This is a genomic window from Paenibacillus apis (assembly GCF_018333295.1).
Classification (GTDB): Bacteria; Bacillota; Bacilli; order Paenibacillales; family Paenibacillaceae; genus Fontibacillus; species Fontibacillus antibioticophila.
The window spans coordinates 125,205-145,124 of record NZ_BORS01000006.1; the positions used below are offsets into that span (position 1 = coordinate 125,205).

The 19,920-nt window shown below is 42.4% G+C and carries 19 protein-coding genes; 3 read left to right on the forward strand and 16 right to left on the reverse strand.

Annotated features, from left to right (window positions below; all coding sequences use genetic code 11):
- Positions 1–70 precede the first annotated feature (70 nt).
- The 16 genes from KI362_RS10335 to KI362_RS10410 form a co-directional block, all read right to left on the reverse strand.
- Positions 71–1,783: a M23 family metallopeptidase gene (locus KI362_RS10335; protein WP_301627057.1), complete on the reverse strand. Its 1,713-nt coding sequence runs from the start codon at positions 1,781–1,783 to the stop codon at positions 71–73.
- 17 nt (positions 1,784–1,800) lie between these two features.
- Positions 1,801–3,828 carry a hypothetical protein gene (locus KI362_RS10340; protein ID WP_301627059.1) on the reverse strand — a complete coding sequence of 676 codons (2,028 nt, stop codon included), beginning with the start codon at positions 3,826–3,828 and terminating at the stop codon, positions 1,801–1,803.
- A gap of 17 nt (positions 3,829–3,845) precedes the next feature.
- Entirely contained in the window at positions 3,846–5,831 is a 1,986-nt protein-coding gene (locus KI362_RS10345) for a VirB4 family type IV secretion system protein (protein WP_301627061.1), read from the reverse strand.
- Positions 5,832–6,006: 175 nt separating this feature from the next.
- Positions 6,007–6,765: a hypothetical protein gene (locus KI362_RS10350; RefSeq protein ID WP_301627063.1), complete on the reverse strand. Its 759-nt coding sequence runs from the start codon at positions 6,763–6,765 to the stop codon at positions 6,007–6,009.
- 372 nt (positions 6,766–7,137) lie between these two features.
- Complete coding sequence (locus KI362_RS10355; protein ID WP_301627065.1) at positions 7,138–7,530, reverse strand: hypothetical protein; 393 nt, start codon at positions 7,528–7,530, stop codon at positions 7,138–7,140.
- 188 nt (positions 7,531–7,718) lie between these two features.
- Positions 7,719–8,171: a metal-dependent hydrolase gene (locus tag KI362_RS10360; RefSeq protein WP_301627067.1), complete on the reverse strand. Its 453-nt coding sequence runs from the start codon at positions 8,169–8,171 to the stop codon at positions 7,719–7,721.
- Positions 8,168–8,686, reverse strand: a complete 519-nt coding sequence (locus KI362_RS10365; RefSeq protein ID WP_301627261.1) for an HD-GYP domain-containing protein — start codon at positions 8,684–8,686, stop codon at positions 8,168–8,170. Before KI362_RS10365 ends, KI362_RS10360 begins: the two co-directional genes overlap by 4 nt.
- 20 nt (positions 8,687–8,706) lie before the next feature.
- Complete coding sequence (locus KI362_RS10370; protein WP_301627069.1) at positions 8,707–9,546, reverse strand: hypothetical protein; 840 nt, start codon at positions 9,544–9,546, stop codon at positions 8,707–8,709.
- Between the two features lie 18 nt (positions 9,547–9,564).
- On the reverse strand, positions 9,565–9,978 hold the full coding sequence (locus tag KI362_RS10375) for a hypothetical protein (protein ID WP_301627071.1): 414 nt from the start codon (positions 9,976–9,978) through the stop codon (positions 9,565–9,567).
- Positions 9,979–10,009: 31 nt separating this feature from the next.
- Entirely contained in the window at positions 10,010–10,285 is a 276-nt protein-coding gene (locus tag KI362_RS10380; protein ID WP_445376005.1) for a stage V sporulation protein S, read from the reverse strand.
- Positions 10,286–10,391: 106 nt separating this feature from the next.
- Positions 10,392–11,129: a stalk domain-containing protein gene (locus tag KI362_RS10385; RefSeq protein ID WP_301627076.1), complete on the reverse strand. Its 738-nt coding sequence runs from the start codon at positions 11,127–11,129 to the stop codon at positions 10,392–10,394.
- A gap of 940 nt (positions 11,130–12,069) precedes the next feature.
- Entirely contained in the window at positions 12,070–12,420 is a 351-nt protein-coding gene (locus KI362_RS10390) for a hypothetical protein (RefSeq protein WP_301627078.1), read from the reverse strand.
- A gap of 569 nt (positions 12,421–12,989) precedes the next feature.
- Positions 12,990–13,664, reverse strand: coding sequence for a hypothetical protein (locus tag KI362_RS10395; protein ID WP_301627080.1), 675 nt, complete (start codon positions 13,662–13,664; stop codon positions 12,990–12,992).
- A 29-nt stretch (positions 13,665–13,693) separates the two neighbouring features.
- The gene (gene recD2 / locus KI362_RS10400; protein WP_301627083.1) at positions 13,694–15,952 is read right to left on the reverse strand and encodes an SF1B family DNA helicase RecD2; all 2,259 of its coding nucleotides are present in this window, start codon (positions 15,950–15,952) and stop codon (positions 13,694–13,696) included.
- Positions 15,952–16,758: a transcription termination/antitermination NusG family protein gene (locus KI362_RS10405; protein WP_301627085.1), complete on the reverse strand. Its 807-nt coding sequence runs from the start codon at positions 16,756–16,758 to the stop codon at positions 15,952–15,954. The genes recD2 and KI362_RS10405 overlap by 1 nt, the downstream gene beginning before the upstream one ends.
- A 203-nt stretch (positions 16,759–16,961) precedes the next feature.
- Positions 16,962–17,174, reverse strand: a complete 213-nt coding sequence (locus tag KI362_RS10410) for a helix-turn-helix transcriptional regulator (RefSeq protein ID WP_301627087.1) — start codon at positions 17,172–17,174, stop codon at positions 16,962–16,964.
- A 151-nt stretch (positions 17,175–17,325) separates the two neighbouring features.
- Here KI362_RS10410 and KI362_RS10415 point away from each other — a divergent pair, with 151 nt between their 5' ends.
- From KI362_RS10415 to KI362_RS10425, 3 genes are all read left to right on the forward strand, one after another.
- Complete coding sequence (locus KI362_RS10415; RefSeq protein WP_301627089.1) at positions 17,326–17,754, forward strand: helix-turn-helix domain-containing protein; 429 nt, start codon at positions 17,326–17,328, stop codon at positions 17,752–17,754.
- Between the two features lie 113 nt (positions 17,755–17,867).
- A complete protein-coding gene (locus KI362_RS10420; RefSeq protein ID WP_301627091.1) occupies positions 17,868–18,350 on the forward strand; it encodes an ImmA/IrrE family metallo-endopeptidase in 483 nt (160 codons plus the stop codon).
- Positions 18,351–19,832 carry a recombinase family protein gene (locus KI362_RS10425; protein ID WP_301627093.1) on the forward strand — a complete coding sequence of 494 codons (1,482 nt, stop codon included), beginning with the start codon at positions 18,351–18,353 and terminating at the stop codon, positions 19,830–19,832. It begins immediately after the preceding gene.
- Positions 19,833–19,920 lie beyond the last annotated feature (88 nt).

Genomic DNA, 19,920 nt, shown 5'->3' on the forward strand with positions numbered 1-19,920 from the left:
ATATATTTACAGTTTTTAAAACATAGCTTCGCTAAGGACATTAATAGAATATCTTAACTTTAGACAACTGTCAATTCCCCAAATCAGATAGTTGCTGATAAATACTGGTCACGTTTTTCACCCAATTAGAACCCGTTGCATATACCCCACTTGGATTATCAGGATCACTTAACCAGGCAATAGGACCAACTGTAGATGGTTTCCCCTTAGAAAGCTTTACTATCGTCTTGGCCGCAATTACCGCAGCCTCCTTCGTTGTTAAATCTGCTCCCTTCCCCTCTTTCCAGCTTCCAAAAACGTTCCATGGATTTTTCACTATTTTATCAGCATACTTGTTACTCTTTGGTACAAAAGACTGCTCTGCTCCTGTTATGGCAATTAGCAAATAAGGGTCAATTCCTTGACCTTTAGCCGCATTGTCTATCATTGTTAAAATCTCTTGTGTAGCCAACATAGAATCTTTTTTGCCTAACCATTCAAGTAACACAGGAATATCCAAAGGACGATAGGCCAATATATCAGAGGATCCTTCATAACCGAAATAAACCAGTGGATTGACAGGATCTCCATTCACTCTCACCTCAAAGTGCAAATGAGGTCCTGTTGAACCACCTGTATTTCCCGACTCTGCAATTTCTTCCCCTGCTTCGACCTCTTGCCCCGATTCCACCTTGAATTTATTCAGATGGTAATATCTTGTCTCCATGCCATCATGCTGAATCATGATCGCATTGCCTGCATTCCCCATGTAATCAGCAAAAATCACTTTCCCCGACTTCGCAGCATATACAGGCGTACCTACTGGAACTCCAATATCAACACCTGCATGCAGTTTAATAATTCCTGTGATTGGATGAACTCGGCTGCCAAAAGTGGATGTAATCTTGCTCCCCTCTGTCGGCCATACTAATTCTCCTACGACTGGAGAAAACCCAATTAGAGAATTCCCTTCCCCGTCACCATCTGAAAGATACGAAAGCCAGTATTCTAAGAGAAAATCCTGATCTTCTACTCTCTTTGCACCATGAGCAAGAAGAATCTCTCTTAATGGCTCCCAATCTTCACTGAACATTGGTTCAATCCGTTGTAATTTGTCTTGGGTGATTGTTGTTGTCAATTCACCGCATGCAGAGGATGACGTTTCAGTCGTTGTCTCTGAAACGTAGGTATAAAGATAATCATTTTGAATTGTCTCTGCCTTTTTCAGAAGAAGAACGGGCTGACTTTCAGTCACTGTTGACTTTTCGTACGTAACTTCGCCTTCCTCATCTTCATTTCGAAGACAGACCTCTTTCACCGTGATAATCTCAGAATTTTTCCAGGTGAACTTGGGGCGTACTTCTTCAAAAGTCTTCTCTGGTTTCAGCACTACTTCCTTGACGTTTTCATCTAAAAATGTGTTAAAAAAAGAAGGATCGTTCAATGAACGATCCACCTGAGCCAGCCACTGCCAATTCAAAGCGTAGCTTTGAACTTGTACTTCCTGCTCCGCTGTTAATTCTTCGTGCCAACGGTCGGCAATCTTTTGATAATCATCAAACAATTGTTCATCTTTACTTTCTTTAGTACCATAGAAGAAACCAGATGTACGCTCCTTAACCGAATCGATCGTCCCCATCACTGACTGCTTTGGAAGCTCGAAGATCATAAAATAGACCAGAAATAGCAGAAGTGCAATCCCTCCAATAGTAATCGCGTAGGGAAGAATTGCTTTTAGTATCGCCTTAATCGCTTTATCAAGAAGCAACTTGCCACCCTGCTTTAAAAGCTTTTCAATATCCATATTTTCACCATAAACCTTTAAACGTGGTAGTTATAGTGTTTTCCTCCAGATGGGGGAGATGTAGACTGTCCTGATTTTGGAGCCGCCGAAGAAGGAGATTGCGAAGGAGTCGGCCCCTTGGTCTCTCTTGATGAATATACAGTTTCGCCGTTCTTATTTTTGATTTTTTCTGCATCTATCACACCTTCTTTAATCGTGACATCATCCTCATCTACAATAACGTTTCCTTTAAAGTTACCACCATTGATTCTGACGCCCCGGTTTATGGTACTTCCTACTTTGGTACTTTCAGCTTTCGTATCTTCACCTTTACGCTCAGTATCAGAGGTGGAACCCGTCACTATTAAATCCTTGTCGAATCTACCACCATTGATAACTACACCTTCGTTTATAACTCCTGATCCACCTTTTGCTCTTGGTCTGAAAGGCTGTTCAGTTACAACGGTTGTTGAACGTTGCATTGGCTTTTCTTCATAGTAAGATACTGATGACATAACGTTGCCAATATCTTCATCTGGGACTGATTCTGAGTTCCCTGCGCTCAATCCGTTTAATTTTTGTATTCCTGAATATGCCTTTTTGCCTAACCACATGCCACCTTGACCTACCTTCTCGACTCCTTTTCCTGTAAACCCTCCAATCGCTCCACCAACAAAAGCACCCTCGGCAGGTCTTCCTGCCATCAATCCTATCGAAGCCCCTAATGCAGCCCCAACTCCTTTTGCTCCTTGATTTAATGCGAAACCTGCGACCTTTTTACTTACATTTGTTGCTCTATTCCTGAAATTCGGCTTTGCACCAGACATTACGCTGGAAGATGAACCGGAAGCACCCCCTGTTGATCGCATAGATGAAACTTCACCAGTCATATCGTCCATCGACTCAATTGAGCCACTACCGTCTCCTCCAGAATGTTCTTTGGACGCACTCGTCTTTCCGTTACTAGCTCCGTTAGATTTTTTTCCAGAGAACATTTTACCCATCATAAGTAATGTACCGAAACCTAGTGCCTTCCCCATTTTTGAATCTGGCTGTTCAGTCCCCAAAAGGCGTTGAACAAGATTTTGTATAGAGGAAAATCCAAATAAGTACGCCACAATCACCCAATTCGAAACACCATCACTACTAAAATAAAGCAACAAAAAAAATAGCCCTATAGCCAGGGCGTGGGCACAGGGCAATATCATATTGGCAACAAATTGATCCCACCATGTTTGCAAAGCGTTTCGGTAACGTGGGAACAAGGTCAATATACAACATGCAACGAATGTGACCAGAAGTAACATCAGATTAATTGATCGAATGGTATAATCGTAATTCAACTTTGCTGTCATAAATGCAGCTAATAATACCAAGACAGCAACTACAAACCCTCGATAGCTAACCATATCGTCATATCCGGCTTCTCCTGTCCCCCAAACAGTATTTAGAAACAATCCTGGATTCAAGCCATAATCAACCATAACCGCCCAAATTAAATCTGTAAACCAACTAACTATGGACGCTATGAATTTCCATAGATACACCCCAAAACGAACAGATAGTAGGCCTACAACAAAGGCTGTAGCGTAATCCTTCGCTTTCGTTCGCCCTTCTCCGGTGTAGCCATGCCATAGTAACAAGAACGCCATCAGTAGAAGTGCGATGACAACAGGATATGGTATAAAACGTTCAAATGTGGTATAGATCGCGTCTACTGCATTCATCATTCCCTCAGATAAAGTCCCAAGGTATAACTCGGAACGAAGGTCTCCCGCATCCCCTCCCTGAAGAAAACCATCACTTGTTGGATCAGGATTCTTTCCAAAAACCAATAAAGTTACATCCTTCATCCCGAATGCTTTGATCAAAAAATTCGCTGCTCCAATAAGAACATCAGAAAGGGTTCGTTCCATCAAGCCCGGCTTGTTATCCTCATCCGAATAATATTCCTCGACTTGCTTCCCGATCACTCCCTTTTCATCGGCTGCCATAGCTGGTGAAGCTAAGGTAAAGCTGTGAACCAGCATTAGAAATAAACATACAACTATCGTAACGCGGCGCAAATCTCATCCCTCCCTTCCTACGCTGTTCCTCGGGCCCTTTCCTTGATATACCTTTTACGTTCAGCGTATAATGGGTCATTCGGGTCTGTGGTAAACAACATATGCTCGAATGGAGCTGCATCTACATGTACAATAGCCGATTGGTTATCGACTTTGACGAGCATGTCACCTTTACGAGCTTGATATACCAAAAAGTCTGCTTCACCCTCAGTTAATGCTAGTTTCCCACGAACAGCATCAATATCCAGCGCCTCTTGAATACCGATAATCTTGATTGGACTATTTTTTATTGCGGCCATCCCAGCTTGAGAACGAGTAAATACCTCCAAACCCTGAGTAACAGGGACAATCCCTGTATTTGTTGCACGCCCCTCACGAAATGCACTCTCTGCCCAAACCGCTCCAAAATCTTCATCCAAAAAAATATTCTGGCATTCCTCAATGATAAGGAGCTTCTTGACCTCGGGATGCTTCTTCGCCCAACGTTCCATCATCCAACGTTCAGTCACGAATAGACCTATTGGTCGCATTATTTCTGGATCAAGGCGGTTAATTGCAAATCCAAAAATAGGTGCGTTTTTCAACTCTACATTGGACTGCCCATCAAATATTGAATATGAACTCATTTCTCCCTTACGGGTAAATGGCTGTAGTAACTCGCTTGCCTTTCGGATCGCTTCACTTTTATGGGCATTCATTTTCTCCCATAACCCAATTAATTCAGGCATTGCTTTTCTCGTCTTGCCAGTCCGAAAAACACCATCTTTCATTGTCTGGTCTGTTGTATACAGACTCTCAGGGTCTGTGCTTATATTGCACTCTGCATACTGTTGCCTAATAGCACGTCCAATATATACCTTAACTTCACCCGTTAAAACAGCACGATCATAAACAGAAATCATTTTGAAAGCCAGCGCTTGTACAGAGTTTGCCGCCTCTTCAATGTCAACGAACCTTGTCCCATCGGCCAATTCTGTAATATCAACGTCGTACGGGTTAATTCGATGCTTTGAATGTTCATGGAGTTCAATAAATGGACAACCCAAAGCCCGAAGAAAGTCACCATACTCACCCTTCCAATCAATAATTCCTATTTGTCTCCTTATATGTGAAGAACGATGAGTGACAAGCATAGTAACGAACGTTTTACCTGCACCTGAACGTCCAATGATACACATATTATAGTTGGCCAACTCGTGATGCCAGTTATCAAGCCATACTGGTCTTCCCATTCTATCCTTGCCAATTACCACACCGCTGCGGTGATTAAGACTACCTCCACCCCACGGGAAAAGATCAGCCACGTTAGAGCTTTCCAATGATAGGACGTGCTCTTTTGGAACTGTCGTAGCCGTGGCTGTAGGCAATACGGATTGCAGCGCCGCAAGTTGCTGACCATCGGCTGAACGGAGATAAATCGACTTCCCAGCAAAGCGCTGGACAAGCGAGCGACACAGCTTCATGAGTTCTTTCCATTCAGGGGCGCTTACGATTACCTGAATAGAGACCCTGAAACTGCGTTCAACATTCAAACGAATGCGTTTTTGTCGCTCTTTCAAATCTGCGATCTCATCGCGCATAGCATCAATCTTACGAACGTCCTTCTCATCGGCCAGATCAGATAACAACCCAGCAATCCGCCGACCGATTTCATCCAGCTCCCGATCGTTCGAGGATGGGTGAATATGGATCGCCAAGTCCACATCCCCTCTACCGTGATCACCACGAATTAGAGAATCCAACATCCCTGCCCATGTATTTCCCGAAGAAATTTCAGCATAAAAACTGCGGAAATAACGGGCTGGCGTAATAGTTCCCCCGACCTCCACCGCATAGTCATCAAGTTTAACTTGGTTCGAGCTTATATCTTGAGGAAGCGTTTCTCTCACAAAGGAAGGGGCTGCGAAGTCGGCTCCACTTGCCTTTCCTACATCAAGAAGGGGCTGAGTTTCGTGCTCCAGCCCCTCACCTTTTTTATTCCATTTAAAATTGAACACTGCCATTCCACCTTCTTATACTGCTAATTTATCCCCACAAGCTTTACATGTACGAATAAGCCGACCGCTTAAATAGCTTAGTGAAAAACTTACACTTCCACAAGGGCAAACTCCAGGTCTATTGGGTACTTGATCAACTTCATTATGTCCGGCCTTTTTCACAGCATCTGCCCAAGTTCCTTTACGCATGTTCAATTTCTCTTAATGTCAGCGATTCTTTCGTCCGTTTAAAACTATCGGACCGGATAGCATCGATCATCCGAGCTTGTGGAGCCATCTCCCGCTGTAAAGTTTGATAGGTGTGATTCCAAATCCCTGCCTTATCAAGCCGCTGATAACGCATTCCTACTTGCTCACAGAAACCATATAAAATGCTCTCGGCTTCCTCTAATACTTGCAGTGCCAATTCGGACTGTTCTTCTTCAGATAAGCTATTCCTTTTAGGAGCCGCTTTGTCCAAAATTGCATTCACTTTTCCTGCCCCCACTACGCCTGTTTCTGCCTTCAATGGGTTGTAATTGAAAATGACATAGCCGTGAAAGTTTCTGATCGTGCCTTGATCCAAACTCTCTATCAAGTATTGTCTCACCAAGTCACCCGACTTCTTCAAATCCGGATATTCATCAGGAAGCTCATGAACAGACTGCCCGTAAGCATCCGTATAATCCTTCATTTCAAAGAGTTGAGATTGCGTGACAAAGGTATACGGCAACGAGATCGTGTTAATCAGTCCAAGGAAGTTAAGCCACACTGCTTTATTTTCCTCAATTGAGGCATTATCCAGGTTGATAGGTTCAACTTCAACCACTAAACGGTATTGATTACCGTTTTGAGCAAGTCCATCCCAGGTAATTTTGGATGCTTTCGCTCCAATTAGGTCTTGGACGGTAAGTGGCTGCTCCCTTTTTTGATATTTCATGAAATAGAACACTGCTGCCACTAGAGCTAAAATGAATATAAAAGTCAATTCACGCTCCTCCTTTCCTATACAAAAATTTTCTATTTCGGAGTCTCAAGCGGAGTATTAAATAATAGTATTTCCATACCGGGAGGTTAGTCCCGGTATGTTTGAAATAGCAAAGATACATGCAGATTAAGAACGGTATGGAGTAGTGAAGCCTTGAATAAAACCAGTCTGTTCCAATGCGCGGAACTACCTTAGACATCTGAACAGATAGATATCCTCCAACTGTCCACCAAGCCGCTTGGCTAAGACTCAGGCCAATGCCAAAGATCGAAATGAACTTTTCCTTAATTGCACTTTTGAACGGTATCGGATGATATTGTCCCCACATAGTTAATTCCTCACAGTTCACAGTTTGGACAGGTCTATACCAAACAGCTTGAAGGCCGCCCCTATGATGTCTTCTGTCCAAAACGATAGAATTAAGAAAAGAATAAAGAACAAAATTTTTCCTTTTGTCTCACGTAAAGAATCTGGCGAAAATCCAGCTCTAAAATAGCAAATAGCAAGCCACAATCCAAAAATAACCGTGAATGTTACAAAAATGCGCCGTGCCATACTTACACCCGCACTAGTAGAATCATCTACCTTTTTTTCTAGATTAGATACTTCACTACCTTGGCTGCCTTGAATTCTCTCCTTGATGCTCTGCGCATGTACAGAATTCTGAACAGGGACAGCACTGAACATAAATAACAACGCCGCCATCATGACTAAAATAATTTGCTTAAGTCTTTTCAACTGGATGCCCTCCTTCATTTGCATACTCCAACTCGTTTGTCTTTCCGAAACTTACTCACCGACCACGCAATGCCGTACTTTTTGCTAATCCAACCTGCAAACATGCGATCCCCTCCCTTCATATCTTCTCGATAAAAGCAAAAAAGCTCCCGCAACAATATGCAGGAGCTTCTAATTTTTTCGTTGCATTAAGTGATATAAAAATAACTGTAGCCACCTAGTACCATCCATGCTCCCCAAGCAGCCACTGCTGCTGTCTCCACAAATATCGGAGGTATACCAAAAAGCGGTATACCGAATTTCCATGGAAGCGGCCACAGTAAAGCAACCCTACCCGTAATGACATCCAGTAGGAGGTGTGATATATAACCAATCAAAAAAGGCCATTGCCAGCTTGAATGAACGCTAAGCAATAACCATATACAAAATCCAAATATGATGCTATGTGTCAATGTCCGCTTTCCAAGAGTAGACTCCAGCATACTCGGCAAAACAGGAATAAAACGCCCTAGCAAGCTATTATTACGATCTATATCAGCCAGTAAGGATGAAACTGCTACAACAGCAAGCTGGGCTGGAGAGTGGATGCCAAGCACAACTGCGGCGGTCACTCCACCTACTAAATGGGAAGCCCCGTTCATACTGCGACACCCTCTGCCAGCATCTGCATGAATGCCTCAGTCACTCTCGGATCAAACGTCTCTCCACTTTGCCCTCTTATATAGTCCAATGCTTTACCTACAGGCCATGCAGCCTTATACGACCTGTCAGAACATAGAGCATCAAACACATCACATACAGCAACGATACGACCATACAACGGGATCTCTTCACCCATTAGACCATGAGGATAGCCCTGACCGTCCCAACGTTCATGATGTGAGGCAATAATCTCCCTCGCCGCTTCCATCTCTTCACCTGTATGTACAGACAAGATGGATAGGCCGTACTCAACATGTCGTTGCATCAACCTACGTTCCTCTTCATTAAACTTTTCTTTCGATTCCAGTAAGGACGTAGGGATAGCTATTTTCCCGATATCATGATACAAGGCTCCCTGACCGATAAGATGAATCTCATGCTCACATAACCCCAACTGGCGTGCCAGTGACTTTGAAAGTTCGCTGACTCGTCTGGCATGATCACGATCTAGCATATTAAGCACATTTTCCAAAATCAATCTTCTTCCTCCTCAAATAACTGTTTTAATTCGTTTTCAAGCCACTTGGCAGCCGCACTTCCTGTATCCAGGAACTTCTTTACAGATACCAATAATCGTTGAGCCTTCTTTTGTTCCCGATCTTCCTCTTGTTTAACAATCTCACCAGATCCCTCCTGCTCTAAGATGGCCTTTCTTAAATCTCTCGTACTCAGAGCTTCATCACTCGCTTTGACCAATAGCACAGCAGGCTCGTTTGAATGACTGGCTACTCGGTGGTGATACCAACTGAGCGAAGGGATACGAGATTCTGGTGTGGGAAATGTACGGTAAACATGCACGAGTTCCCTAATTTGAGCAGGGCTGACACCGATCTGTGATGATAGGAACTTTTGCTTTGCCCCAGCCGTTAGCATTGCATCCAGAAGCTGACCTTTGACGAACCGTGTCTCCTGTTCTTGCTCGTCGATCTGGATGTAAGCTTGTAATAGTTCTTCTATATTGGGCTGAGGGGCTGGCTGGGCTGGAGGAGGCTGATAGCTCAGCTTCAACATATCTGCCACTTCCTCCGGTGTCACTCCCTCGCGTTTGGCAACGATAGCTATTAATTCATTTCTGTCCAAGTTACCATCATGAAACAGCCTATGATGCCAACCACACAAATGAATTAGATTTTCTCTGCGGTCATCCCCGCCAGCTCCGCGAGTACGAATATGATGCGGCTCTCCCTCTGCTGGATGACTGCAACGTTCTCCAGTAACAAAGTCGATATACTCACAGCTATGTCCAGATTCCTCACGTATGGTCTGGATGTTTTCTCTACTTCGAATTTGTTCAACCTTCGTTAATGCTTCCATATGAACGATTCCTCCATTCTACTGAGCTAATGACAAGATCGGTGAGGAACGCCGCAAATCAATAGCTTGGAGCGCCACAAGATATAGTTCACGATCCCAAGTATTCAACCCATCAGACAGGTTGAAATCATGACCATTCCAAAGATTCAAGCCAAGTTCGACCAACCGTCGCGTCTGCCCAGTAAGTGGAGCCGTATCGCCTGTCGTTTTCCAACGATCTCTTCGTTTAACAAAATCAGCTGGATCATCCATGTAATCAAAATACCAATCGAAAGGCCCATGCTTCTGCTTCTCCAATGAGAAACACTTATATATCTCTGGATATGCCCCAATATAACAAGCAGCGCAATAATCCCTTGCTTTCTTCACTTCTGGGAACTTTGCCGCAATCCGCTGAAAGTTAGCCTTGTGTTGTTCATCAGCAAAGAACATTCTTTCACCCCCTCATAGGAAATTGACGCTATCAGTTGCTACCAGACTCGACAATCAGCTTCATAGCCGTTCTCTGTTTCCCTTCGATCACGACATCTACAAAAGTAGGGGTACAAGTTAAGTTAATCCCCCGTGCTGATACATAACCCCTAGCTACGGCTACAGCTTTCAGCGCCTGGTTAACGGCTGCTGCACCAACAGCTTGCAGCTCCACCTTTACCTTTCCATCTCGGATACCACCAGCCACAGCCCCAGCCAATGCATTCACCGGAGATTTCGAAGATACTTTAAATACATTTTCAGACATATCAAATTCCTCCATCTTGTTTTTTAAGAGTTTCCTCACTCTCTAAAAAAGCAAAAAGCCTCTGACCTTTTATCTGGTCAGAGGCTTGCTTAACTTTTATTCAAATTTAGTTTTCAATCCAACTTTCATCCCAAATCAAATATCCTGCTCCTACACTTTTCGTACTCCCAGATTCAAACGAAACTGTAAACTCAGTTTCCCCATTAGTCACAATCACATTTCCAAGAACTTTACCGTCCTCAATTTTACCAGAAGCAACCGAACTTCCCTTGGAATCGGTAATATTATATGTGGCTGATCTATCCAGATCATCTTCATTATCTTTATATCCCATCAAAATACCAATTTGCTTTGTGCCTTCCTTTACCGTAAACCCAAACTCTTTCTTAGCCACATTTACCTCATTTACGATAAAAGCAGCGTTGTATTGCACCTCTCCAAAGAGTAAGTCCGCTTCGGATCTTGTAATACCACTACTATGAAAACCCTTTACATGTGTTACTGTTTTTTCGTCGAAAGGAAGGCGCTGTCCATCAGTAGTAGCTTCTTCATTCGCATTTATATCAATAGATATTTGTTTCTTTGCTCCATCAAAGTTAACCTCAGCTCCTGCAGCTTCAGCTACCGCACGTAGAGGGACATAGGTAGTACCTTGATAGATGATAGGAGCAGCTTTATTACCATTCCCATCCTTCGGTGCCCATGTTGACCCGTTTAAGAGAAAAGAAATACCATTGTCCAAACTTGCAGTTATCTTCTCAATTGTCGATGCCGCTGAAGCTCCCGCAGCAAAGGATAAAAACACGGTTCCTAAAAAAGAAATCAATAGAATTTTCTTCTTCATTTAACTTTGTACCTCCTATATTTTGGGATTACTATGTATATTGTACTATATATTTTGGAATCTTGTATCGAAAAAAAACGACATCATAGTGATACATTCTCTAAACTTTCACTCGTTAAATGATCATAAGAGGAATGATATCCTTTTGACATTGGGCTGATTGGTTGGGAGGGTCACGGCTCCATGTCTGCCAGTAGCCACCATACCTATGTAGCACCCATCGTTCCTCCCCTCTCCCTTATGCCCTCAGCCTATTCGCCAAAAGTGACATCCTGCACATCCGGCACTTCAAGAACTGTTCATGCTGCGCACACGTATACCCTAAATTGGAATTCAAAACATTACAGTGATATCCCCTTTCTCTATACGCTCCAGCAAACATCTCCACAGTCTAGCCCGATGGAATTTCTGCAATTCATTTGGTAGCTCGGAGTAATCGAATAGATCACTACTGACCAACTGAAATAACTCTTTACAATCTTTTAAGCTGTAGGTTAACAAAATGTCCTGTAACTCGACTGGTTCCTGCATTCAATTCAATCCCTTCTGTTCCTCTTACTGAAAAAAAGATGGCCATATGGACCAACAAAGATTTGTACTTGGATCAGTGTCGATCCACTCAGCCCGTTCTCAATGGTTCACGCCTGTATTCAAGTTTCATCTAACCTTTCTCCTTCGCTAAATTGCCGGTTCGCCCACCGTTGGCCGTAGCATGGCGCTGTCACGGTGCATCTATTCGAAGTGCCCTGGCTGTTGGCCCTGTCGCTTACGGAAATAGGGTATGAAATTTCTTCTTTTGTGAATACGCCATTGTTTACTCTTGGAATTATGATCGCTTGGAATTCTTCTTCCGCATCTTCGCTTATTATCAGGCTGCCATAAACCCAATTGCCTTCGCTTCTTTGTCCTTTAAAGAACGGAATTTTTATCGGAATGCGCTCTACTCTACTACCGCTTGTGGAAATAACGGTTCTAAACTAATGCTAATTAAGACAAAAAGCCTAATGATAAGAGCAAACAATAACAGTATATTAATCAAAAAAATGATATTTCTTTTCTTTATATATAAATTTCTCCACTTTCTCCAAGCTACAATCTGAAAGGTTATATTGATAGTTGCTACGATGATTAAAGCAATGTCTATCATAGAAAACACACCCTTATTATGTCCATTTTTTGGGTTCAACTGACCGAATAGCACACCAGACCGCTTAGCCGCGTCAGCATCACCAACATCTGCATCAAGCTTCGATATTTCATCTTGGCGCCGCTGCTCCCAGTGAACCTCCAATTGATCCTGAACCTTTTTTGCAATCAGGACATAGACGCAGTTTCGGTAGATCACAGAAGCAAATCACACAGAATGGTTGAAGTTCCATAATCTATCAACTCTACTTCATAGTTTAGGTCATTAGTGCAATAACAGGCTTTGAGATATGGGGCTGACAGGGCTAGGGATGGGATCGCTCCTATGTCCTGGCTGATCTACCATAGCTGCGTAACGCTCTTATGATCCCCCCCTTATGCCCATCAGCCCCATTTACCCAGCGTGCCACCTATACAAAAGGTATTTGGAAAAAGCTTAAGTAGCAGGATTAGCCAACTGAAAAATTATTTCCACTAGCATTCTTTCTACCAGACAACACATGCGCGTGCGCATAACTTTAAGCAAAATGAGACTACAACTGCAGTTGTATATATAAAGAGTAAGAAAAACCTCCTCCCCGAAAACACTCTAAACCCTTGGTGCATCAATGTTTCCGGGCAATTTTGGGTGTTAAAATTCTTTAACACAGGTGTTAACAAATCTTAACACCCCCATTCGACACTTCCCCCATCCAATGAAAGGTTGCAAAAAAATTACTTAGTCAATTTTCGGATCTCCAAGTACTGCTTACGGCTAATTAGCTTGCCGTATCTAGCATTCGGCAACCTCACTGCCTTGATCGGCAACTTGATCCCCTTCCTCTCCAAAATATTGTAGTGAACCATCAAATCGACAATACCTGCATCAAGTTTTGACTTATCTCCGCAGCAAATAATCTCTGGATTCATAAAGAAGGGGCGTTGTGTCACCGTGCGCCCGTATACTTTCCATTCAACCGCATTTACAAATTCATATAGAATTCCTTTATGGAGCAGACCATCTATGATTAAGCTGGCATTTGTACGACTAATCCCTAATTTCTTGGCAATATCAGACACACTAAAAAACTGACCAGTTTTCCGGTCAGTCAGCGCATTCGTATTCGTTTGAAGATAGGGGGCCAATTTAAATACAAAAGAGTTCTCTGCCCCAGTCAAGTACTTCTTCTCATTCAGATATTCAATATTCTCCGAAATATTTTGTGAAAACAAAGTTCTATTTGCTTCTGGCTTCTTTACAAGCATAAACCCTTTATCATTCGCCTTGGCTGCTTCCGCATTCACTACATCCAATTGAACCTCTGCCCTTTGTTTAGCTCGAAGTTCAGCTTTATCCAAATCTCGCTTTAGTTTCATTGTCTTGGCCGTAACTGGTCTACTCTCTGGCACATCTGACCTCTCCCATCCGCATCATTCCATTAGACAAGAAATTTTAATAGACCGCAGCTCTCCTGTTTAAAAGTTCCTTTGTTCATTTTTCTCATATACTGTTCGATTCTTTCCTTTAGCCCTGTACTACGCTGTGCCATCTTGTTATTTCTTATAGCTATACTAAGCGCTTTACGAGTTCCTATCATTGCTGAAACACGTTTTGCTCTAGTTAATCCAGTATAAAAGTTCTCTCTCAACAACATTGCATAGTGAGCGGTTGACACTGGCATAATCACAACAGGCGCTTCACATCCAATTGTTTTATGAATCGTTGCAACATAACCCAATCCAAAATGATTCAAGTCCTCTCTAGAAAGAGTGACTTTATTCCCATAAAACTCACATATTAATCCTTGCTCATCTGTCTCAATCCCCTCCGAATCTCGAAGAAAACCAATTCCAACAACAGTCCCGACGTCTCCGTTTAATACTTTATTCTTATAGTCATTCCTTTTTAGTCTTAATATTTTGTCCCCTTGACGATATATCTGATTTCTCACCTTAAATTCTACTTTCTCATCCGATGGAGGATTTACCGCCTCTTGCAATGCGTTATTTAGTTCCTCTGTGCCAATAACCCCTTTTTTCATTGGACTTAGAACTAGAATATCCTCTAACTTATAGCCCTTATCCAAGAAGCGAAGCACGCTAAGGACAATTAAGTGACCGATTCTTTCCGGGACAGATTGTTCAATAAAGAAAAAGTCATCTTTGTTCTTATCAATTACAATATCCATCCCACGATTGATGCGATGGGCATTCGTAATAATCTGGCTCTTTTGTGCCTGGCGAAAGATTTCAGTTAGTCGTACATGTGGAACGCCAGCAGCAATAACATCACGTAAGACATTCCCTGGCCCAACAGATGGAAGTTGATCGCTATCTCCGATTAGAATCACTTTAGTTTTCGTGCTAATAGCATTGAAAAAATAGTAAGATAACTGCAGATCCATCATAGATACCTCGTCAATACAAATAAGATCAAAAGGCAGAGGTAACGCTTCACTATACATAGGTTCTTCTCCAGGACGAAAGCCAAGAGTTGTGTGGATCGTCTCGGAATCCATTCCTGTCAGTTCTCCAAGCTTGCGTGCTGCACGTCCTGTTGGCGCACATAGCCCAATAGATGCTTCAGGATGATGCTTCTTATAGATATCAATCATAGCTTTAACCACAGTGGTTTTGCCAGTGCCTGGATTTCCTGTGATGATCAGCAACTGCTTTCTGAACATCTCTCTAACTGCCTCACGCTGCTTTTCAGCCAGTACAATTCCCTGCTGTAGCTGATATTCACGAATCATCGGTTCTAAAAAAGGCATAGCTTCGCCACTCCGGGTTGCCATGCAAGCCAGCTTATGGGCAAGTTTATTTTCATATACATACAGAGGTTTCAGATAAATCTTATTATCTTCCCATATCACTTGTTCATGGGCTGCCATTAGTTGAAGTTCAATTTCAATATCCTGCTCTGAAACTCCCCTTAAAAGCTCCTTAGTACGCTCAATCAGATCACGCTCAAAGACAAAGCAGTGACCGCCTCCATAGCACATTTCACCAAGAACATGTTGCAGCGCTGCGTTCAGACGGTAGGGTGAATCAATACTAATGCCTATTGCCATTGCAATCTCATCGGCTTTAAGAAACCCAATTAGCCGAATCTCAGTTAACTTGTATGGATTACGACGGACAATATCTACGCACTCTTTTCCCCACTGCTTATACATTTTTGTTACAGTATCCGTAGAAATGCCGTAGGGCAACAACGTCATCATAATCTGCTGAACTTCAAAATTGCTTTTAATGCTATCTGCAATTTTAATTGCACTCTTGGCTCCAATACCCTTAATACCTGTCAAGCAGATGGCGCCTTCATGCATAATTCGTTCAAGCGTCTGATCACCAAGTTTCTGAACAATCAGCTCAGCCGTTTTCTTCCCACAGCCCTTCACAAATCTGGAACTGAGAAAGGAAACAATCTGATCTTTGGTTTTAGGTAGGGGCCGCTCCCAATGTTCCACTGCAAATTGTTGCCCATACTTGGTATGAGTCTCCCAATTGCCGTGTATAGCAATTCGTTCACCTTTGTTTACTCCGAATAGATTACCTTTGATAGCAAACGGCTCACCGCCGTTCTCAGGTTGCCAACGCGCTATACCAAAGTTGTTTTCCTCACTCAAGCTACCGTTACGCGGATGAATAAAGTACACCACATGGCCCGTACTTGTTTCGAAAATTGGTGTTTCCATCAACTAGCACCTGACTCACGTAGATATTCAAACAATAAGGTTATCAATGATCGCGGTGATTGCTGCCATTTGCTTTGAAGATCGGTAGGAGATATAATTTGATTCAAAAAGGCCCTTGGAAAGCTCACGATCTCCTTGCTATTTCTTACAAATGCTCGTACCCTTTCAGCTATACGGTTCTTAAGCTGCTGAATGCCACTCAGTTCCTTCGCTACTACTCCAACCGGCTCTTCATAAACCTTTTCAACCAATACATTCATCTGTTGTTCAGCAAGATCCAAAGCTTTTAGTGCTTGTACGCGCTCTTTACTGGTCTTGGCCATATTGACTTCATGTAGAGCACTCTTCATATTTTTCTCGACTTCATCGACTTGAACCTTTTCTTCCTCAGATCCAGAAGCTTCTTCAATAGGCACTGCGATCTCAATCAGTTGCTCTTCCGGTTCCAGCCCAAGCATCTTTTGGAACTCATCAGCTCCAATGACTTGTCCAGAACCAGTAAATTGTTTTAATACTCCGGGGATACTCTTGATAAGATGCCACACTTCAGCAGGTAAATGAGCCGAACAGTTATTATCATCAACTGAATAGTTCATTTCGATAAAAATATAACCAGGCATAATAGCACGTTTAATCTCTTTTCCGAGCTTTCCCTGACCGAGCAATCGTCGAGTTGTTGTCGTGAATGTATGTACAGTCTTGATCCAATTTTGAGCGGATTCATTTCGAGCAAACGCCCAATCCATCAGTTTCTTAACATTGTTCTCTTTACCAGTCATAACCTGAATTGCAAATGCTGCTCCCATCAGAGTACCTCCTTTAGTAGTTTTGAGTTAATATCAGATCGCCTTTTCTTGATTTGATCTCCGATTTGCTTGAATTTCAGCAGCGTATTTGATATTTAGAGCCGCCAGCATTTTGTGCAATCTATCCCAAGCCTTTTCCGACAGCCCTGGGTTGTGAGAAATTCGACTTTTTATATTCACAAAATCATCTCCAAACAAACATTTTAGCTCGATAAACGAGCGTTATCATTAAAAAAAAGGGTGTCGGTACTCAGTCCCAAAATGCTCGACAGACGCTGAGCTACTTTCAAGGAAGGAGAATATACGCCACGTTCAATATTTGAAAGATATGCCCTAGAAATATCTACTCGAGCAGCCAATTCATCCTGTGTCCATCCCTTACTTTTTCTTGCAGATACCAAATTATTACGTTTCATATATAGAGATTCCCCTTTCATTAATGATCGTTTTTCGATTTATATTCTCATTATATAATCGTAATACGAATAATTCAACACAAAATTGTTCATTTATTGAACGTTTATTTTACGAACATTTTGTTGTACTATTGATTCAGGTGGTGATTAGATGCCGAGTTTTGCACAAAGACTAAAGCAACTTAGACAAGAACGTGGTTTAACTCAGGAACAGCTAGCTGAAAAAACTGATATTCCAGCTGCATCAATCAGGCGCTTGGAGGTATCTTCCATTTCTTCTTTACCTCGTAAAGAGCGTTTGGTCTTGTTGAGTGATTTTTTCAATGTTTCCATAGACTATCTGGTTGGGAATTCCGACGAACGTTCGCGCCACTCAGAAGACGGGACCATTCAAACATCTCTTGATACATCAAATCTTCCTCTACTTGAACAAATTTTCTTTGACGGCTTCCTAGAGGCTTCAAAGGAGGAAAAAGAGGAAATTATTCGCTACTGGCATGAAGAGATCAAAAGGAGAAAGAAAGCACCTCCAACAGAAAAGGACACTACTTCTTCTGCATGGGATTTGAAAGACGAATAAGCCTATAGCCCTTTGGGGCTTTTCTTTTACAGCAAAAACAGAACATACGTTCCATTTAAACGCGTGTTTAAATGCATTTGCACCCAAACAACAAGAAAAAAGGATGATGTTTTATGAATTTAGAACAGCACATAAATAAGCTCTTAGATTACCTTGGTATTCTTTATCCGCATCAAATTGACATTGAAGCTATCGCTTATGCTTGTAAGGCCGAAGTGTTCCCGACTCCAATTCGTAGCCATTGCATCCCCCATCCCACTAAATCAGGATGGAGTGGACTATATATAAATGAACAATTACCACTTCCGGAGTGGAGACAGGCTGTAGCACACGAGTTGTGTCATCATGTTTTGCATGTAGCATCCCATCTGGAGATATCTAAATTGCATATCCAGCGCCATGAAATACAAGCATCACACTTCGCTGAGTATCTGCTTGTACCCCTTCATATGATCAATCACGACGATATTGCACATATCAATTACATCAATGAAGGTATTCGCTGGATCGCTGAAGAGTTTATTGTTCCGCTTGACCTAGCTAAAAACAGATGGAGTATGTTTAATTCACTGTGCGCTCTAGGAGGAGAAAGATAAATGCGCGTTGCGATCTATATCCGTGTATCAACAGATATGCAGGCTGAAGAGGGATTTAGTATCGAGGGACAGCGTAGTAGGCTGATAAGCTTTGCAGAATCACAAGATTGGACTGTATACGATTTTTACGTTGACGACGGATACTCAGCTAAAGACCTGAAGCGTCCTAGTATGCAACGTATGCTAGAGGACATGGAGAACAAGAAATTTGATGTCGTATTGGTTTATAAGCTAGATCGACTCACTCGTTCTGTAGGCGACCTCCACTCCCTGCTCAAGATTTTCGACCTGTACAGCGTGAAGTTTAAAAGCGCTACGGAGATTTTTGAGACCACAACGGCAATGGGGAGGTTCTTTATCACTCTTGTCGGCGCAATGGCTGAATGGGAACGTGGAACCATCTCAGAGCGGGTTAGATTTGGTGTAGAGCAGATGGTTGCTGAGGGACGTAGACCAGGTGGGGTTAGGCCCTTTGGATACACACCAGACGAGCAGCTTATTCCCGAAGAAGCCAAGCTGATCCGTGAGGTTAGAGAACTATATATGAGCGGTCTTGGATACAAAAGTGTAGCCATGCGAATGAATCGTGCTGGTAAACTGCGGAGAGGCAAGGATTGGACTGACGCTACCGTTGCCTACACATTAGAAAACCCTTATTATGCGGGCATCATTAGGATTGGCTCTAAGACGCCTGCTGGAACGTATGTAAACAGTAAAAAAGACGAAAGAGTCAAATGTGTATATGGAAAAGGAAGTCATGAAGCAATCTTTACGTTGGAAGAGTATGAAGAACTTAAAGCATATATGGGGCGCAAATCTAATGGTGGTTTTAGTCCAATTGCAACGTACTGGTTCAGTGGTGTATTAAGATGTGGTCGTTGCGGAGCAGCTATGTTTGGTAGAATGACGACAAAAAGGACTACAAGCAAAGGAACCGTTCGTTCTCAATATTACATTTGCTCTAACCGTCATCACAGTAAAACGTGTGATCTTCCTATGTTTCGTCAGACACATATTGAACACTTGGTATTCCAGTATATTAATCAAATCCAAGCAGATATGGAAAAGCTCAATGATGAGGCTATTAAGATATTTGCTGATGAAGGAAGAAAGAACAGTGAAATTGATGTTGCCAAACGTGAACTTTCAAAAGTTGCTGAACGTCGAGAAAAATGGAAGTACATGTTTGTTGAAGGCTTGATAGGGAAGCAGGAAATTCGTAAGAAGATGGCTGAAGAGGATGAGCGTGAGAAGGAGCTTCGCCAGCGGATTGTACAAGAACAAAAGGCTTTTTCTGGCATACCTCGAATTGAAGAACTGGTTGGACTAGCTGAAGGCTGGTCATATTTCGATGACCAGGAGAAGAAAGAACTTATCTATACCATTTTTGGTGAAATTATAGTTAACACAGATTTAAAAAATGTAAAGGGAGTAAAGAACAAGTTCTTTGATGCTTATATCCAAGATATATCATTCAATTAAAAGCACCTTGATTAACTTCACTTCCACAATACCCATGATGGAGACCCATTATAAGTATTGTGGCATTGATTTCAATATTCTTTTTCAA

What these genes read in the sequence shown, in the direction of transcription:
- KI362_RS10335 (WP_301627057.1), bottom strand. Translation starts at nt 1,783, where the DNA reads ATGGATATTGAAAAGCTTTTAAAGCAGGGTGGCAAGTTGCTTCTTGAT.
- KI362_RS10345 (WP_301627061.1), bottom strand. Translation starts at nt 5,831, where the DNA reads ATGGCAGTGTTCAATTTTAAATGGAATAAAAAAGGTGAGGGGCTGGAG.
- KI362_RS10360 (WP_301627067.1), bottom strand. Translation starts at nt 8,171, where the DNA reads ATGAACGGGGCTTCCCATTTAGTAGGTGGAGTGACCGCCGCAGTTGTG.
- KI362_RS10365 (WP_301627261.1), bottom strand. Translation starts at nt 8,686, where the DNA reads ATGCTAGATCGTGATCATGCCAGACGAGTCAGCGAACTTTCAAAGTCA.
- KI362_RS10370 (WP_301627069.1), bottom strand. Translation starts at nt 9,546, where the DNA reads ATGGAAGCATTAACGAAGGTTGAACAAATTCGAAGTAGAGAAAACATC.
- KI362_RS10375 (WP_301627071.1), bottom strand. Translation starts at nt 9,978, where the DNA reads ATGTTCTTTGCTGATGAACAACACAAGGCTAACTTTCAGCGGATTGCG.
- KI362_RS10380 (WP_445376005.1), bottom strand. Translation starts at nt 10,285, where the DNA reads ATGTCTGAAAATGTATTTAAAGTATCTTCGAAATCTCCGGTGAATGCA.
- KI362_RS10385 (WP_301627076.1), bottom strand. Translation starts at nt 11,129, where the DNA reads ATGAAGAAGAAAATTCTATTGATTTCTTTTTTAGGAACCGTGTTTTTA.
- recD2 (WP_301627083.1), bottom strand. Translation starts at nt 15,952, where the DNA reads ATGGAAACACCAATTTTCGAAACAAGTACGGGCCATGTGGTGTACTTT.
- KI362_RS10405 (WP_301627085.1), bottom strand. Translation starts at nt 16,758, where the DNA reads ATGGGAGCAGCATTTGCAATTCAGGTTATGACTGGTAAAGAGAACAAT.
- KI362_RS10410 (WP_301627087.1), bottom strand. Translation starts at nt 17,174, where the DNA reads ATGAAACGTAATAATTTGGTATCTGCAAGAAAAAGTAAGGGATGGACA.
- KI362_RS10415 (WP_301627089.1), top strand. Translation starts at nt 17,326, where the DNA reads ATGCCGAGTTTTGCACAAAGACTAAAGCAACTTAGACAAGAACGTGGT.
- KI362_RS10420 (WP_301627091.1), top strand. Translation starts at nt 17,868, where the DNA reads ATGAATTTAGAACAGCACATAAATAAGCTCTTAGATTACCTTGGTATT.
- KI362_RS10425 (WP_301627093.1), top strand. Translation starts at nt 18,351, where the DNA reads ATGCGCGTTGCGATCTATATCCGTGTATCAACAGATATGCAGGCTGAA.